We start from the raw sequence: 16,644 nt of genomic DNA, 5'->3' as shown, positions 1-16,644 counted from the left end.
TAGGGCCTGTATCGAGTCGTGATCAAGGATTGGTTCGTGTGAGGTCGTTGATCCAGATCATGGAGGCGCGGAGATGGAGTCCGGCGAGGTAGCTCTGCGGGGTTTTGTCGTAGCGGGTGGCGATGCCGCGCCAGGCTTTCAGCTTGTTGATCAGGCGCTCGACGGTGTTCCTCTCCTTGTAGAGAGCGCTGTCGTGGCCGACGGGCCGGCCGCCCCTGCCGCCCTTCTTCTTCCGGTTGGCGGCCTGGTCCTTCTTCTCCGGGATGACTGCCTTGATCTGGCGTCTGCGCAGGTGGGCGCGGTTGCCGCGGGAGGAGTACGCCTTGTCACCGGCGACCGCGTCGGGCCGGGTGCGGGGACGGCCGACCGGGCCACGGACCCGCACCTTCTTCAGGACCGGGATGAACTGCGGGCTGTCGGCGGCCTGTCCGGCGGTCAGGATGAGCGCGAGCGGGCGGCACTTTCGGTCAGCGGCAACGTGAACCTTGCTGGTCTGCCCGCCGCGCGAGCGTCCGAGCAGGGCCGCTTTCAGGCGGAGCCGGTGTCGCCTTCGCCGACGCCGTCGCGCTTCCCGGGCCGGATCACTGTCGACGGCTTGTCCGTCTTGTCCTTGCCTGTTGCCCCCTTTGACCGGGCCTTCTCGTCCTCGGCGGCCTGCTCCAGGGCGTCGAGGACACCCTCGCCGAGCTGCATCCCGGCGGCGTCGTGGTGGGCGCGGGCGGTGGTGGAGTCCACGCTGACCAGCGACAGGTCCATCTCGCCCCGCTTCGCGGCCTCAGCTATCAGGCCCTCCAGCAGGGCCTCGAAGACACCGGCATCACGCCACTGCCGGAAACGGTTGTGGACCGTGGACCAGGCACCGAACTCGACCGGCATCTCCCGCCACTGCGCTCCCGAGCGGAACTTCCAGATCACGCCCTCGAACTGCTGCCGCAGCCTGGTGGGATACGGCCCGTACTCGCCGATCGGCAGGTACGGCTCGACGTACTCCCACCCCTCGTCGCTCAGTTGCGCACGCGTCATGCGTTACGGACTACCGGATTCGCCCCCGCCACGAGGGCGAATCCCGGAATCTGATCACGACTCGATACAGGCCCTAGTGGTGCGGACTAATCTCGTCGCGAGAACATCGATGCCACCCCCCGTGCCCCTATCAACCCCACCCCGCCGTTGCCGGAAACACGGGATCAAGAGCTCTGGAGAACGTCCAGCATGAACCGCAAGACATTGGTGCTGCCGGCCCTGATAGGTCTGCTCGCCCCCGCGCTTGCCGCGTGTGGCGGTTCCGGCAGCGGGGACGGCGACGACCCCATCGCAGCGGGCACCACCGACCGGTTCACGGCCTCCAAAGAGGTACCGGCTCCCTTCGACCCGGCGTACTCCTACGACGCCGGATCCTGGAACGTACTGCGCCAGACCCTCCAGACGCTCATGGCCCTGCCGCGCGGGGGCGGCGAGCCGGAGCCCGAGGCGGCGCAGAAGTGCGGCTTCACCGACACCGGTAACGAGCGCTACGCCTGCACCCTGCGCAAGGACCTCAAGTTCGCCGACGGCAAGCCGCTGACCGCGGCCGATGTGAAGTTCTCCATCGAGCGCGTGCGCGACATGAAGATCGCCAGCCCCAGCGGTTCCGCCCAGCTCGTGTCGAACGTCGGCACCATCGAGGTCCAGGGCGAGCGCGGCATCGTCTTCCACCTGAAGACCGCCGACGCGACGTTCCCGTACAAGCTCGCCACGCCGACCGCGGGCATCGTCAGCTCCGAGCACTACAAGAAGAACAAACTGCGCGACGGCTTCGCCCTCGACGGCTCGGGGCCGTACACCGTCGAGCAGGAAGTGAAGAACAACACGCTGGTCAAGGCCGTCTTCACCAAGAACCCGCACTACAAGGGCTCCTTCACTCCGCAGAACAAGAAGGTCGAGCTGCGCACCTACTCCAGCACCACCGCCATGGGCAAGGCGCTGGACAACGGTGACATCGACCTGATGACCCGCACCATGTCGCCGGAGCAGATCAAGCAGCTCGACGTGAACCCGGGCAAGAACGTCGACCTCGTCGACATGCCGGGCCTCGAGATCCGCTACCTCGCCTTCAACACCGACGCGGCGACCGTGAAGGACAAGGCCGTCCGCCAGGCCATGGCGCAGGTCATCGACCGCGGCGCGCTCGTGGGCAACGTCTACGGCTCCACCGCCGACCCGCTGTACTCCCTGGTGCCGACCACCATCACCGGCCACTCCAACGCCTTCTTCAACCGCTACAGCGAGCCCAGCCGCAAGAAGGCCAAGGACCTGCTCGCCGCCGCGGGCATCGACACACCGGTGAAGCTGACGCTGCACTACACCACCGACCACTACGGCCCGGCCACGAAGAAGGAGTTCGAGGTCCTGCGCCAGCAGCTCAACGCCAGCGGCCTCTTCGACGTCGAGATCAAGGGCGAGATCTGGGACACCTTCCGCGCCGCCGCCCAGAAGGGCAAGTACGACGTCTACGGCATGGGCTGGTTCCCCGACTTCCCGGACGCCGACAACTTCCTGGCGCCGTTCCTCGCCGAGGACAACTTCCTCGGCTCGCCCTACCGCAACCGGACGATCAACAACGAACTGATCCCCGCCTCGCGCCGCGAGGCCGACCGCCTCAGCGCCGCCAAGAGCATCTCGCGGATCCAGGACATCGTGGCCGAGGACGTCCCGGTGCTCCCGCTGTGGCAGGGCAAGCAGTACATCGCCGCCCGTGACGACATCACAGGCGTCGAATGGGCTCTCAACTCCTCCTCCAACCTGCAGTTGTGGGAGCTCGCCCGTGGTGTGGGCGACTGACCGACGCCACACCCGCCGACAGAAACAACGACAAGGCACGCAAGTGAAAATCCGTAACCCGTGGCTGGCCCTGCCCCTCTCCTCCGGCCTGGCCGCCGCCCTGCTGACCGGCTGTGGCTCCGAGTCCTCCGGGTCGGCCGACGACAGCGACTCCGTGGTCGTCGGCATGTCCGACGACGTCGTCGCCACCGACCCGGCCTCCGGTTACGACCCGGGCTCCTGGCTCCTGTTCAACAACGTCTTCCAGTCGCTCATGAGCTTCCCCAAGGGCGCCACCCAACCGGAGCCCGAGGCCGCCAGGAAGTGCGGCTTCACCGACCAGCAGACCAAGGTCTACACGTGCACGCTGCGCGAGGGCCTGAAGTTCAGCAACGGCAACGCGCTCACCTCGAAGGACGTCAAGTTCTCCTTCGACCGCATGATGAAGATCAACGACGGCAAGGGCCCGGCGCTGATGTTCCCCATGCTCGACAGCGTCCAGGCGCCGAACGCCAAGACCGTCGTCTTCAAGCTGAAGGTCCCCGACGCGACCTTCCCCAGCAAGATCGCCTCCGGTGCGGGCTCCATCGTCGACCACCGCGAGTACCCGGCGAACAAGCTCCGCACCGACGGCGAGGCCGTGGGCTCCGGCCCCTACAAGCTCGACTCCTTCAGCAAGGACGAGGCCGTCTTCGCCGTCAACGACGGCTACCACGGCTCCGCCAAGCCGAAGAACGAGGGCGTCACGCTCCGCTTCTTCCACAGCGACCGCAAGGCCCTCAAGCAGGCGATCACCGACGAGAAGATCGACGTCGCCTACCGAGGCCTCGCCGCCGAGGACATCTCCGACATCCAGCAGGACACCGACCGCAAGCTCGAGGTCGTCGAGGGCACCAGCGCCGAGGTCCAGCACCTGGTCTTCAACGTCAAGGACCCGGTCGTCGGCAAGCCCGGCGTGCGCAAGGCCATGGCCTACCTGATCGACCGCGAGGCGCTCGTCGACCAGGTGTACCAGGGCACGGCGACGCCGCTGTACTCGATCGTCCCGGCCGGCATCGGCAGCCACAACACCGCGTTCTTCGACACCTACGGCGCCCGCCCGCAGCGCGCCAAGGCCGCCGCGGCCCTGGACCAGGCGGGCTATGACGGCAAGGTCCGGCTCACCCTGTGGTCCACGCCGTCCCGCTACGGCCCGGCCACCGACCAGGAGCTGCGCGCCATAGCCAAGCAGCTCAACGCCAGCGGTCTGTTCGAGGCGGACGTGAAGTCCGTCGAGTTCGAGCAGTACGAGAAGGACATCAAGGCCGGCAAGTACGGCGTGTACGTCAAGGGCTGGGTGCCGGACTATCCGGATCCGGACAACTTCACGCAGCCGTTCTTCGGCAAGGGCAACGTCCTGTCGAACCGCTACGAGAACGACACGATCACCGGCAAGATCATCCCGGACACGGCCGCGCAGAGCGACCGCACCTCGACCGACAAGGACTACGGCCGGCTCCAGGACATCGTCGCCGCCGAGGTCCCGCTGCTCCCGGTCTGGCAGGCCAAGCAGTACGCGGTCGTCCGTGAGAACGTCTACGGCGTGGAGTCCTGCCTGGACGCGTCGACGGTGTTCCGCTTCTGGGAACTGAGCAAGGACTAGCACCGAGCCAGCGGCAGCAGAAACGATGAGGCCCTGCTTCCCCTTGGAGGGAAGCAGGGCCTCATCGTCATGTCCGAGGCATGTTCAAGGCGTGAGCGGGACAGCCCGCAAGCGCCCGGCGCCTACTGGGCGCCGGGCCGCACCAGACCGCTCTCGTACGCGTACACCGCGGCCTGCACCCGGTCCCGGAGCCCCAGCTTCGTCAGCACGTGCCCCACATGCGTCTTCACGGTCGTCTCGCTCACGAACAGGTCAGCGGCGATCTCCGCGTTGGACAGCCCCCGAGCCACCAGCTTGAGGACCTCCACCTCCCGCTCGGTCAGCGTGTGCAGCGTGTCCGGCACGGGCTCGTCGCCCGAGGGCAGATGCCCCGCGTACTTGTCGAGCAGCCGCCGCGTGATGCTCGGCGCCAGCATGGCCTCACCGGCCGCGACCACCCTGATGGCCTGCACCAGCTCGTTCGCCGGAGCGTCCTTCAACAGGAAGCCGCTCGCGCCCGCGCGCAGCGCCTCCACCACGTACTCGTCGAGGTCGAACGTGGTCAGGACAAGCACCTTGGCCGGGCCGTCCCGGCCGGGCCCGGTGATCTGCCGGGTGGCCTCCACCCCGTCCATCCGCGGCATGCGGATGTCCATGAGCACCACGTCGGGCTGCAGGGCCCGCACCTGATCCAGAGCCTGCAGGCCGTCTCCGGCCTCGCCGACGACCGCGATGTCCTGCTCGGCCTCCAGGATCATCCGGAAACCCGTGCGCAACAGCGGCTGGTCGTCAACCAGTAGGACGCGGATGGCCACGTAACTCTCCTTCGCCTAGCCCGGGCCCATTCTGCCCTGCTCGCCGTCGCCCGACTCGGGCGGCCTCACCGCAAGGGGATACGGCGGGGGAGTGCCGCCGAATTCCGGACAGACGGCCTGATGGTCGCACCAGCCGCACAGCTTCGTCGGCCGCGGCCGCCAGTCACCCGACTCGGTCGCGGCGACGATCGCCTCCCACAGCGCGAGCAGCTTGCGCTCGACCCGCTCCAGATCCGCCGGCACCGGGTCGTACGTGATCACATCGCCGCTGCCCAGATACACCAGCTGGAGGCGGCGCGGCAGCACGCCCTTCAAGCGCCACACCACCAGGGCGTAGAACTTCATCTGGAACAGCGCGCCCTCCGCGTACTCAGGACGGGGCGCCTTGCCCGTCTTGTAGTCCACGATCCGGACCTCGCCCGTGGGCGCGACGTCCACCCGGTCGATGATCCCGCGCAGCTTCAGCCCGGACTCCAGCTCGGCCTGCACGAACAGCTCCCGCTCGGCGGGCTCCAGACGCGTGGGGTCCTCAAGGGTGAACCACCGCTCGACGAGGCGCTCCGCGTCCGCCAGCCAGCGCGTGAGCCGCTCGCCCTCGGAGTCGTCCGCGAACAGCTCGGCCAGCTCCGGCTTCGCCTCCCGCAGCCGGTCCCACTGCCCCGGCACCAGGGCTTTGGCGCGCGGCGCGGTCCGCTCCGCCGCGGGCGCGTCGAAGAGCCGCTCCAGGACCGCGTGCACCAGGGTGCCGCGCGTGGCCGCCTCGCTCGGCTTCTCCGGCAGCTTGTCGATCACCCGGAAGCGATACAGCAGCGGACACTGCATGAAGTCGCTGGCGCGCGAGGGCGACAGCGAATTCGGGCGCGCGGCCGTCACGGCCGCCACGGCGGCGTCGGTCCTGGTCTCCATGACGACAGACCCTACGACCCACCACTGACAACCGCCGCATACCATCGACGACAGACCCTCTCGCCCTGCATGATCGTGCGTGTACCCACGCCCACGGCAGGAGCGGGGGACGCTTCGAACGAGGGGACACCGTGGACGAAAGCGGCGGGAGCGGCAGGCCGCAGTCCGACAGCACGCCCGAGCGCGATCCGGCGGGCGCCCATCCGGCACGCCCGGAAGCGGACGGTCCCGGCCCCGAGCCGACGCCGGGCCCCACGGCCGGGAACCCGGAGCGTACGACGGACGGCACGGCTCCAGAGCCTGCGAAGAACAACGACGAGCCCGCGGAGCCCCCGAAGGACGGCACGCCCGCGGAGCCCCCGAACCAGGCGGTCCCGCAGCCCTCAAAGCCGACGGCCCCCCAGCCCTCGAAGCCGACGGGCCCGCAGCTCTCGAAGCCCGTGACCCCCGAGCAGGGAACGGCGCCGGGCGCCGAGCCCGACCGCGACGCCTTCGAGCCCGCGGCCCCCGAGACCGCCACGCCGACGCCCCCCGAACCCGGCCCCGCGACCGCCCCGGCGCCCGAGAAGCCCGACGACCGCCCCCGCGTCGACACCGCCGAGCCGCGCCCCGCGGCGAGCACCGGCCGCCCCGGCGGAACCGGCACCTCCGGCGGCGACCCCGCCAAGGAACAGCCCAAGAACCCCGGCGGCGGCCTCCTCATGGGCCGCCCCTTCGGCGTACCCGTGTACGTGGCACCCAGCTGGTTCCTCGTCGCCGCCCTCATCACCTGGGTCTTCGGCGACCAGCTCGACCGCGTCCTGCCCGAGCTCGGCGGCGCCCGCTACCTGGTCTCGCTGTTCTTCGCCGTCGCCTTCTACGCCTCCGTGCTCGTGCACGAACTCGCCCACACCGTCGCCGCGCTCCGCTTCAAGCTGCCGGTGCGCCGCATCCAGCTCCAGTTCTTCGGCGGCGTCAGCGAGATCGAGAAGGAGTCCGAGACCCCCGGCCGCGAGTTCGTCCTCGCCTTCGTCGGCCCCCTGCTCTCCCTCGTCCTCGCCGGCGTCTTCTACGTCGCCATGCGCGCCGTGGAACCCGACACCGTGCCCGGCGTCCTGCTCGCGGGCCTGATGATCTCCAACCTCATCGTCGCCGTCTTCAACCTGCTGCCCGGCCTGCCCCTGGACGGCGGCCGCATGCTCCGCGCCGTCGTCTGGAAGATCACCGGCAGGCCGATGAGCGGCACCGTCGCCGCCGCCTGGGTCGGCCGCGCCCTCGCCATCTCCGTCCTCGTCGGACTGCCCGTGCTCAACCAGTCCGGCGCGCTCGGCGGCGACGCCCAGGACCTCGGCGGCATGGACACCGTCACCGACGCCCTGCTGGCCGCGATCCTCGCCGCCATCATCTGGACCGGCGCGGGCAACAGCCTGCGCATGGCCCGCCTCCGCGAGCACCTGCCCGAACTGCGCGCCCGCGCCCTGACCCGCCGCGCCGTCCCCGTCGAGACCGACACCCCGCTGTCCGAGGCGCTGCGCCGCGCCAACGCCGCCGGGGCCCGCGCCCTCGTCGTCGTCGACACCGACGGCGACCCCCTCTCCGTCGTCCGCGAGGCCGCCATCGTCGGCGTGCCCGAGCACCGCCGCCCCTGGGTCACCGTCAGCGGCCTCGCCCAGGACATCACCGAAGGCATGCGCATCCCGGCCGACCTCGCGGGCGAGGAACTCCTCGACCGCCTCCGCGCCACCCCCGCCACCGAGTACCTCGTCGTCGAGACCTCCGGCGAGATCTACGGCGTCCTGTCCGCGGCCGACGTCGAGCGCGCCTTCGTCAAGGCCATGGCCCGCCCCACCTGAGCACACGCGGCCCCGAGGTGGTCGGCGGCACTCGCCACGGCCGGTAGGCTGGTCACATGTCCGAACCGACCGGTGCCGCCCGCCGTCGCGGGCCCTTCAAGGTCGGGGACCAGGTCCAGCTCACCGACCCCAAGGGACGCCACTACACGTTCACGCTCGAAGCCGGGAAGAATTTCCACACCCACAAGGGTTCCTTCCCGCACGACGAGCTGATCGGCGCACCCGAGGGCAGTGTTGTCCGCACCACGGGGAACGTCGCGTACCTCGCGCTGCGCCCCCTGCTCCCCGACTACGTCCTGTCCATGCCCCGCGGCGCCGCCGTGGTCTACCCCAAGGACGCGGGGCAGATCCTGGCCTTCGCCGACATCTTCCCCGGCGCCCGCGTCGTCGAGGCCGGTGTGGGCTCCGGCTCGCTCAGCGCCTTCCTGCTGCGCGCCATCGGCGACCAGGGCATGCTGCACTCCTACGAGCGCCGCGAGGACTTCGCCGAGATCGCCCAGCAGAACGTGGAGCGCTACTTCGGCGGCCCGCACCCCGCCTGGCAGCTCACCGTCGGCGACCTCCAGGACAACCTGTCCGACACCGAGGTCGACCGCGTCATCCTCGACATGCTCGCCCCCTGGGAGTGCCTGGAGGCCGTCTCCAAGGCGCTCGTCCCCGGCGGCATCCTGTGCGCGTACGTCGCCACGACCACGCAGCTGGCCCGCACCGTCGAGTCCATCCGCGAGCTCGGCGGCTTCAACGAGCCGACCGCGTGGGAATCGATGATCCGCAACTGGCACATCGAGGGCCTGGCCGTCCGCCCCGACCACCGCATGATCGGGCACACCGGCTTCCTGCTCACCGCCCGCCGCCTCGCGGACGGCGTCGAGCCGCCCATGCGCCGCCGCCGCCCCGCCAAGGGCGCCTACGGCGACGACTACACGGGCCCGAACGCCGACGGCGGCAACCCCCGCTGACCCGCCCGCCCCCGACGGGCCGCGCGTCAGCACCCCCGGCGGCCACGCCCGCCGTTTCCAACGCACCGGCGCCGCCGCCGAGTTCCCCAAGTAGCACGGGAACTCGGCGGCGGCGCCGTCCTGTTGAGCGCCCGCCACCAGGCCGTACCCCGGTGTTCCGCGCCCCTGTGAGGTGTGACACGATGCTGGCCACCCCACCTCCACCGGCACAGCCCTCACAGGAGACACTCCTCGTGCAGCACCCCGCCGTCCCGGAACTGGCTCACGCGGTGAACCAGCCGTGGGCCACGCGCCCCATCCACTGGGTCGCCACCGCGGCCGCCCTCGCCGCCGTCGTCGCGGCCTCCGCCTTCCTGCAGCCCGACCCGGCCACCGCCGCCCAGACGCGCACCAAAACGGAATCCAAGGCCGCCGCCCCGGCGCCGGACCCGGCGACCGTCGACTACCCGCTGGACTGCGGCACCGCCGAGCCCGTCGTGGCGCAGAAGGCCACCGGTGACCTCGACGGCGACGGCCGCCCGGAAGCGGTCGCCGCCGTCCACTGCCAGGCGGGCTCCGGCACCCCGCCCGACGGCGTCTACGTCCTCACCCGGTCCCGCCAGGGCACCCCGCGCATCGTGGCCACCCTCCTCGACCCCAAGGACCGCGTCACCGCCCAGGACCTGCGCGTGCGCGGCACCACCGTCTCCGCGACGCTCCTCGGCTACTCCTCGCCCGACGTGCCCCGCTGCTGCCCCGACCGGCGCGACGAGACCAAGTGGCGCTGGAAGAACGGCGCGTTCACCCGCTCGACAAGCGGCGAGGCGCGCAGCGTGTAACGGCCCGGGCCCGGGCACCACCCGCCCCGCCCGGCGAAACGTGGCGACACCGAAGAAGGCCCGCATCCGCCTCACACGGCGGATACGGGCCCAGGTGACACGTGGTCGCTAACACAGCGAAGCTATTCGGTCACTCTGCGTCGGGCCCATAGACCTCGACCTTGTCCGAAACCCGACGTACGTGAATACAGTCGCCCGGGCACTCCTTCGCCGAGTCCACCACATCCCGCAACAGCGGAAGCGGAACCCGCGTCGACGCCCCAGGAGCCTGCAACAGCTCGTCGTCCGCATCCTTCACATACGCCAGACCGTCAATGTCCAGCTCGAAGACCTCAGGCGCGTACTGGGCGCAGATCCCGTCCCCGGTACACAGATCCTGATCGATCCAGACCTCCAGAGGGTCCAGCCCCTCACCGACGGTCCGAGCGTCGTGCCCCACGGTCATCTCTCCTGCCGAAACTGCGCCAGGCCCGGCCGACTTTGCAGCAAGTCCGGCCACCCCTGACGGGTGTTGAACAGTTCGACCCTACAACCGGCAGCTTTCCGATGTTGTTCGGTGGGTATTCCCCTGGCGTGAGGGAGAGCGCAAGGGTGAAGATCGGACACACCCCCACCGTCTTTGTGATCTAGGGGTTTCAATCAGCACCCACCCAGGTAGGGTCAGGAAGCGTCCAGCTCCCCTTGGAGGAGGTGAGGACCGTGGCAGCCCACGACGACGACATCAACCGCGGCATCCGGCCGGGGCGAGGGTCTGATGACCCAGCCGGTCAGGTTGCCTATCTCGAGCAGGAAATCGCCGTCCTGCGACGCAAGCTCGCCGACTCTCCGCGGCACACGAGGATTCTCGAAGAGCGGATCGTCGAGCTGCAGACCAACCTGGCCGGCGTATCGGCACAGAACGAACGGCTCGCCAACACGCTCCGCGAGGCCCGCGACCAGATCGTGGCCCTCAAGGAAGAAGTCGACCGGCTCGCACAGCCCCCGGCAGGCTTCGGAGTCTTCCTCACGGCGAATGAGGACGGCACCGCCGACATCTTCACCGGCGGTCGCAAACTCCGCGTGAACGTCAGCCCAAGCGTCGAGCTCGAAGAGCTCAGGCGCGGCCAGGAAGTCATGCTCAACGAAGCGCTCAACGTGGTCGAGGCCATGGAATTTGAGCGCGTCGGAGACATCGTCACCCTCAAGGAGATCCTCGAGGACGGCGAACGGGCCCTCGTGCTCGGGCACACCGACGAAGAGCGGGTGGTCAGGCTCGCCGAGCCGCTCCTGGACGTGACCATCCGCGCCGGCGACGCCCTCCTGCTCGAACCCCGCTCCGGCTACGTCTACGAGGTCGTACCGAAGAGCGAAGTAGAGGAACTGGTCCTCGAAGAGGTCCCGGACATCAGCTACGACAAGATCGGCGGCCTCGGCGGTCAGATCGAGATGATCCGCGACGCCGTCGAGCTCCCCTACCTCTACCCCGACCTCTTCAAGGAGCACGAACTCAGGCCCCCCAAGGGCGTCCTGCTCTACGGACCTCCCGGCTGCGGCAAGACGCTCATCGCCAAGGCCGTCGCCAACTCCCTTGCCAAGAAGGTCGCAGAGGTCACCGGCCAGCCCGCCGGAAAGAGCTTCTTCCTCAACATCAAGGGACCCGAGCTCCTCAACAAGTACGTCGGCGAGACCGAGCGCCACATCCGCCTGGTCTTCCAGCGAGCCCGCGAGAAGGCGAGCGAAGGCACCCCCGTCATCGTCTTCTTCGACGAGATGGAATCCCTCTTCCGCACCCGCGGCAGCGGCGTCAGCTCGGACGTGGAGAACACCATCGTCCCGCAGCTGCTCGCCGAGATCGACGGCGTGGAAGGCCTGGAGAACGTCATCGTCATCGGCGCCTCCAACCGCGAAGACATGATCGACCCGGCCATCCTGCGCCCCGGACGCCTCGATGTGAAGATCAAGATCGAGCGCCCGGACGCCGAGGCGGCCAAGGACATCTTCGCCAAGTACCTCACCGAGCGCCTCCCGCTGCACGGCGACGACCTCGCCGAGCACGGCAGCGACAAGAGCGCGACGGTGCACGCCATGATCCAGTCCGTCGTCGAGCAGATGTACGCCGAATCCGAGGAGAACCGCTTCCTCGAAGTCACGTATGCCAATGGCGACAAGGAAGTCCTCTACTTCAAGGACTTCAACTCGGGCGCCATGATCGAAAACATCGTCGGCCGCGCCAAGAAGATGGCCATCAAGGCCTTCCTCGAACAGAACCAAAAGGGCCTCAGGGTCGCTCACCTCCTCCAGGCTTGCATCGACGAGTTCAAGGAGAACGAGGACCTGCCCAACACCACCAACCCGGACGACTGGGCCCGCATCTCCGGAAAGAAGGGCGAGCGGATCGTATACATCCGAACCCTCGTCACCGGAAAGCAGGGCGCCGACACCGGACGCTCCATCGACACGGTGGCCAACACCGGTCAGTACCTGTAGGAAAAAGGGCGGCTGCGGGTGCCCTCCAGGGGTACCCGCAGCCGACTGTTTTCCGCCGCTCGCGGACACCTCGCGGCCGCGTCCGCAACCCAGCGAGAGCAAAGCAGAAAATGATCTCCCCACCAGCGCATAGGCGTTCTAGGCTCTTTCCTACCGCCGAGTCGCGCAGTGCGGGGACGGGCACCGCACACGCACCGGAGCACCAGCGGTACTTGAGCTGCGCCCCCGACCGAGGGCGCCGCCGGGCAAGGAGGGCCGCATGACCGTACGGCGAGTAATGGGCATCGAGACGGAGTACGGAATCTCCGTCCCCGGCCACCCCAACGCCAATGCCATGCTCACCTCGTCCCAGATCGTCAACGCCTACGCAGCGGCGATGCACCGGGCGCGACGCGCCCGCTGGGACTTCGAGGAGGAGAACCCGCTGCGGGACGCCCGGGGCTTCGACCTCGCCCGCGAAGCCGCCGACGCCAGCCAGCTCACCGACGAGGACATCGGCCTCGCCAACGTCATCCTCACCAACGGGGCACGGCTCTACGTCGACCACGCACACCCCGAATACAGCGCGCCCGAGGTCACCAACCCGCGCGACGCCGTCCTCTGGGACAAGGCCGGCGAACGCATCATGGCCGAGGCCGCCGAGCGCGCGGCGCAGCTCCCCGGCGCCCAGCCGATCCACCTCTACAAGAACAACACCGACAACAAGGGCGCCTCCTACGGCACGCACGAGAACTACCTGATGAAGCGGGAGACCCCCTTCTCGGACATCGTGCGCCACCTCACGCCCTTCTTCGTCTCCCGCCAGGTCGTCACCGGGGCGGGGCGCGTCGGCATCGGCCAGGACGGCCACGAGCACGGCTTCCAGATCAGTCAGCGCGCCGACTACTTCGAGGTCGAGGTCGGCCTGGAGACCACCCTCAAGCGGCCCATCATCAACACCCGCGACGAGCCCCACGCCGACGCCGAGAAGTACCGCCGCCTCCACGTGATCATCGGCGACGCCAACCTCTCCGAGATCTCCACCTATCTGAAGCTCGGCACCACGTCCCTCGTCCTCGCCATGATCGAGGACGGCTTCATCGCCGTGGACCTCGCCGTGGACCAGCCCGTCCGCACCCTCCACCAGGTCTCCCACGACCCGTCCCTCCAGCGCCTGATCACTCTCCGTAGCGGCCGCACTCTGACAGCCGTACAGCTCCAGATGGAGTACTTCGAGCTGGCCCGCAAGTACGTCGAAGAGCGCTTCGGAGCCGACGCCGACGAGCAGACCAAGGACGTCCTGGCCCGCTGGGAGGACGTCCTCAACCGCCTGGAGCACGACCCGATGAGCCTCTCCGGAGAGCTCGACTGGGTCGCCAAGCGGGAACTCATGGAGGGCTACCGCCGCCGCGACGGCCTCGACTGGGACGCCGCCCGGCTGCACCTGGTCGACCTCCAGTACGCCGACGTGCGCCCCGAGAAGGGCCTCTACAACCGCCTCGTGGCCCGCGGCAAGATGAAGCGATTCCTGGACGAGCCCGCCGTGGAGCGGGCCCGCACCAAGCCCCCCGAGGACACCCGCGCCTACTTCCGCGGCCGCTGTCTGGAGCAGTACGCCGACGACGTCGCGGCGGCCTCCTGGGACTCGGTGATCTTCGACCTTCCCGGCCGGGACTCCCTCCAGCGGGTCCCGACCCTGGAGCCCCTTCGCGGAACGCGTAATCACGTGAAGGAGCTGCTCGACCGGTGCCGCACGGCGGAAGATCTGGTCCGCGTGCTCTCCGGAGGCTGAAGCGCGGCTGAAAGCGCGACGGCCGGGGAATCACAGAGGTGGGCCCCGCACGTTCCCTCAAGTGCGGGGCCGATGTCGGACCCGGATTGTAGGGTCTGATCAAGAACGTCTAACCGAGCGGGGTGAGGTAGATGGCGACCAAGGACACCGGCGGCGGACAGCAGAAGGCGACGCGCTCCACCGAGGAGGTCGAGGAGCAGACCCAGGACGCGCAGGCTTCCGAGGACCTCAAGGAGCGCCAGGAGAAGCTGAGCGACGACGTCGACTCGGTTCTTGACGAAATTGACGATGTACTCGAAGAGAACGCCGAGGACTTCGTGAGGTCCTTCGTTCAGAAGGGTGGGGAGTAGATTTCCCTTCGAATCGAAGGCTAATAGGGGTCGGGGCGAGTGTCCGAAGAGGTGTGTGCGAGGCGGTGTTCGCGGTGCCAGGAGTTCCGGCCTCGAGCTGCCTTCGCCAGCAATAAGTCGATGCCTGATGGCCTCCAGGCCTATTGCCGAGAGTGCTCCGCCGAGTACTACCGGCAGCGCCAGGAGGCCAAGGGTAAGTCCGTCCGAGTCAAGGTGCCGGTGCCGGAAGGACACAAGCGTTGCCCTCAGTGTGGAGAGGTCAAACCTCACGCCGAGTGGGAGCTCAACCCCACCTCGTCGGACGGTTACGCCAGCTATTGCAAGCCGTGCCGGGCCGAGCGGAATCAGCAGAGCTACTTCAAGCGCAAGTACGGGCTCACCATGGAAGAGCGCGACGAGATGATCGCCGAGCAGAAGTGGCTCTGCGTGATCTGTCTCAAGGCTCCGCCCGCGCACGTGGATCACTGTCACGAGACGGGTAGGGTCCGTGGCGTACTGTGCTTCAACTGCAATTCGGCCATCGGCAAGTTGGGAGATGATCCCGACGCTCTCCGTCGGGCCATCAGCTACTTGGAAGGAAACCCGTGGAAGCCAACACTCGTAGCACCGGGCGTCTACCGGCTGCCTTCCTGACGCCTGGGTCCTCGTCCTTCGTGGATTTCCTCGCTTCGCACCAGCCGGAAATGCTCCCGGGCAAGCGGACGTTGCCGCCGACGCAGGGCGTGATCGAGGCGCCGCACGGCACGACCATCGTCGCGACGACGTTTCCGGGCGGCGTGGTGCTCGCCGGCGACCGCCGCGCGACGATGGGGAACGTCATCGCGCAGCGCGACATCGAGAAGGTGTTCCCGGCGGACGAGTACTCGGCGGTGGGCATCGCCGGTACGGCAGGTCTGGCCGTGGAGATGGTCAAGCTGTTCCAGCTGGAGCTCGAGCACTTCGAGAAGGTCGAGGGCGCCCAGCTCTCCCTCGAGGGCAAGGCGAACCGCCTGTCGACCATGATCCGGAGCAATCTGGGCATGGCGATGCAGGGCCTGGCCGTGGTCCCGTTGTTCGCGGGGTACGACGTGGACCGCGAGCGGGGCCGGATCTTCTCGTACGACGTGACGGGTGGCCGCAGCGAGGAGCACGGCTTCGCGGCGACGGGCTCCGGTTCGGTGTTCGCGCGCGGCTCGATGAAGAAGCTGTACCGCGACGACCTGACGGAGGAGCAGGCGACGACGCTGGTCGTGCAGGCGCTGTACGACGCGGCGGACGACGATTCCGCGACGGGCGGCCCGGACGTGGCGCGCCGGATCTATCCCATCGTGACGGTGATCTCCGAGGAGGGTTTCCGGAGGCTGTCGGAGGAGGAGTCCTCCGCGATCGCGCGCTCGATTCTGGAGCGGCGTCTCGAGCAGCCGGACGGACCCCGCGCAGCACTGCTCTGAGTACTCCGTTGTTGTTGTGAAGTTTTGACAGAAAGGGACGGATAGCCGGTGTCGACGCCGTTCTATGTCTCACCCCAGCAGGCCATGGCCGACCGGGCGGAGTATGCCCGCAAGGGCATCGCTCGCGGTCGCAGTCTGGTTGTGCTGCAGTACGCCGACGGCATTGTGTTCGTCGGTGAGAACCCGTCCCGTGCGCTGCACAAGTTCAGCGAGATCTATGACCGGATCGGTTTCGCGGCGGCTGGTAAGTACAACGAGTACGAGAACCTCCGTATCGGCGGTGTCCGCTATGCGGATCTGCGGGGGTACACCTACGACCGTGACGATGTGACGGCCCGTGGTCTGGCGAATGTGTACGCGCAGACGCTGGGCACGATTTTCTCCTCCAACGCGGAGAAGCCGTACGAGGTGGAGCTGGTCGTCGCGGAGGTCGGTACGACTCCGGACGGGGACCAGATCTACCGGCTGCCGCACGACGGCTCGATCGTGGACGAGCACGGCTCGGTCGCGGTGGGCGGCAATGCGGAGCAGATCAGTACGTACCTGGACCAGCGGCATCGGGACGGGATGACGCTCGCGGAGGCGCTGAAGCTCGCGGTGCAGTCGCTGTCGCGGGATACGAACGGCAGCGAGCGGGAGATTCCGGCGGAGCGCCTCGAAGTGGCGGTTCTGGACCGGACGCGGCCGCAGCAGCGCAAGTTCAAGCGGATCGTGGGCGGTCAGCTGGAGCGGTTGCTCGGCGGCGAGGACGCGGCGGAGGCGTCTTCGGGCGCGGAGGCAGATGCCGAGTCGGGCGAGGGCTCCGGGGACGGTGCGGCGGAGGAGTAGTCCGCGGTCCGAGGAGTAGTTCACGGGTTTGCCGAGGCCCCGTGCTCCG

The 16,644-nt window shown here is 68.6% G+C and carries 14 protein-coding genes and 1 pseudogene; 11 read left to right on the top strand and 4 right to left on the bottom strand.

Annotated features, from left to right (window positions below; translation table 11 throughout):
* Positions 1-22 precede the first annotated feature (22 nt).
* Positions 23-1,023, bottom strand: a pseudogene (locus IG74_RS49850) (IS5 family transposase).
* Between the two features lie 189 nt (positions 1,024-1,212).
* Here IG74_RS49850 and IG74_RS0131655 point away from each other — a divergent pair.
* Both IG74_RS0131655 and IG74_RS0131650 read left to right on the top strand, forming a co-directional pair.
* Complete coding sequence (locus IG74_RS0131655; protein WP_030684351.1) at positions 1,213-2,820, top strand: ABC transporter substrate-binding protein; 1,608 nt, start codon at positions 1,213-1,215, stop codon at positions 2,818-2,820.
* 43 nt (positions 2,821-2,863) lie between these two features.
* Complete coding sequence (locus IG74_RS0131650; protein WP_030684349.1) at positions 2,864-4,441, top strand: ABC transporter substrate-binding protein; 1,578 nt, start codon at positions 2,864-2,866, stop codon at positions 4,439-4,441.
* Between the two features lie 122 nt (positions 4,442-4,563).
* On the opposite strand, the gene IG74_RS0131645 is transcribed toward IG74_RS0131650, so the two are convergent.
* On the bottom strand, positions 4,564-5,235 hold the full coding sequence (locus IG74_RS0131645; RefSeq protein WP_016639462.1) for a response regulator: 672 nt from the start codon (positions 5,233-5,235) through the stop codon (positions 4,564-4,566).
* A gap of 15 nt (positions 5,236-5,250) precedes the next feature.
* Positions 5,251-6,141, bottom strand: a complete 891-nt coding sequence (locus IG74_RS0131640) for a RecB family exonuclease (RefSeq protein WP_030684346.1) — start codon at positions 6,139-6,141, stop codon at positions 5,251-5,253.
* A 131-nt stretch (positions 6,142-6,272) separates the two neighbouring features.
* Here IG74_RS0131640 and IG74_RS0131635 point away from each other — a divergent pair, with 131 nt between their 5' ends.
* The 3 genes from IG74_RS0131635 to IG74_RS0131625 all read left to right on the top strand — a co-directional run bounded on the left by IG74_RS0131635 (position 6,273) and on the right by IG74_RS0131625 (position 9,750).
* Positions 6,273-7,973, top strand: a complete 1,701-nt coding sequence (locus IG74_RS0131635; protein ID WP_030684345.1) for a site-2 protease family protein — start codon at positions 6,273-6,275, stop codon at positions 7,971-7,973.
* Between the two features lie 56 nt (positions 7,974-8,029).
* Positions 8,030-8,932, top strand: coding sequence for a tRNA (adenine-N1)-methyltransferase (locus IG74_RS0131630; RefSeq protein WP_030684343.1), 903 nt, complete (start codon positions 8,030-8,032; stop codon positions 8,930-8,932).
* Between the two features lie 233 nt (positions 8,933-9,165).
* Positions 9,166-9,750, top strand: coding sequence for a hypothetical protein (locus IG74_RS0131625; RefSeq protein ID WP_030684341.1), 585 nt, complete (start codon positions 9,166-9,168; stop codon positions 9,748-9,750).
* Between the two features lie 130 nt (positions 9,751-9,880).
* Here the strand turns inward: IG74_RS0131625 and IG74_RS0131620 are convergent, their stop codons facing one another.
* Positions 9,881-10,195, bottom strand: coding sequence for a ferredoxin (locus tag IG74_RS0131620; protein ID WP_030684339.1), 315 nt, complete (start codon positions 10,193-10,195; stop codon positions 9,881-9,883).
* 254 nt (positions 10,196-10,449) lie between these two features.
* Here IG74_RS0131620 and arc point away from each other — a divergent pair, with 254 nt between their 5' ends.
* The 6 genes from arc (at position 10,450) to prcA (ending at position 16,595) form a co-directional block, all read left to right on the top strand.
* The gene (gene arc, locus IG74_RS0131615; protein WP_030684337.1) at positions 10,450-12,216 is read left to right on the top strand and encodes a proteasome ATPase; all 1,767 of its coding nucleotides are present in this window, start codon (positions 10,450-10,452) and stop codon (positions 12,214-12,216) included.
* Positions 12,217-12,475: 259 nt separating this feature from the next.
* A complete protein-coding gene (gene dop / locus IG74_RS0131610; RefSeq protein WP_420709970.1) occupies positions 12,476-13,987 on the top strand; it encodes a depupylase/deamidase Dop in 1,512 nt (503 codons plus the stop codon).
* A gap of 131 nt (positions 13,988-14,118) precedes the next feature.
* Positions 14,119-14,337: a ubiquitin-like protein Pup gene (locus IG74_RS0131605; RefSeq protein WP_006350198.1), complete on the top strand. Its 219-nt coding sequence runs from the start codon at positions 14,119-14,121 to the stop codon at positions 14,335-14,337.
* A 120-nt stretch (positions 14,338-14,457) separates the two neighbouring features.
* Positions 14,458-14,970 (top strand): endonuclease VII domain-containing protein, encoded by a 513-nt coding sequence (locus tag IG74_RS49840; protein ID WP_078869170.1) that lies wholly within the window; start codon positions 14,458-14,460, stop codon positions 14,968-14,970.
* Positions 14,922-15,767, top strand: a complete 846-nt coding sequence (gene prcB / locus IG74_RS0131595) for a proteasome subunit beta (RefSeq protein ID WP_030684327.1) — start codon at positions 14,922-14,924, stop codon at positions 15,765-15,767. Before IG74_RS49840 ends, prcB begins: the two co-directional genes overlap by 49 nt.
* Positions 15,768-15,815: 48 nt before the next feature.
* Positions 15,816-16,595 (top strand): proteasome subunit alpha, encoded by a 780-nt coding sequence (gene prcA / locus IG74_RS0131590; RefSeq protein ID WP_030684325.1) that lies wholly within the window; start codon positions 15,816-15,818, stop codon positions 16,593-16,595.
* Positions 16,596-16,644 lie beyond the last annotated feature (49 nt).

Origin of the sequence: Streptomyces sp. NRRL B-1347, assembly GCF_000720325.1 — a bacterium.
Lineage (GTDB): Bacteria > Actinomycetota > Actinomycetes > Streptomycetales > Streptomycetaceae > Streptomyces.
Note: the sequence above shows the minus strand (reverse complement) of the source record. Positions and strands in the feature narration are given on the sequence as shown.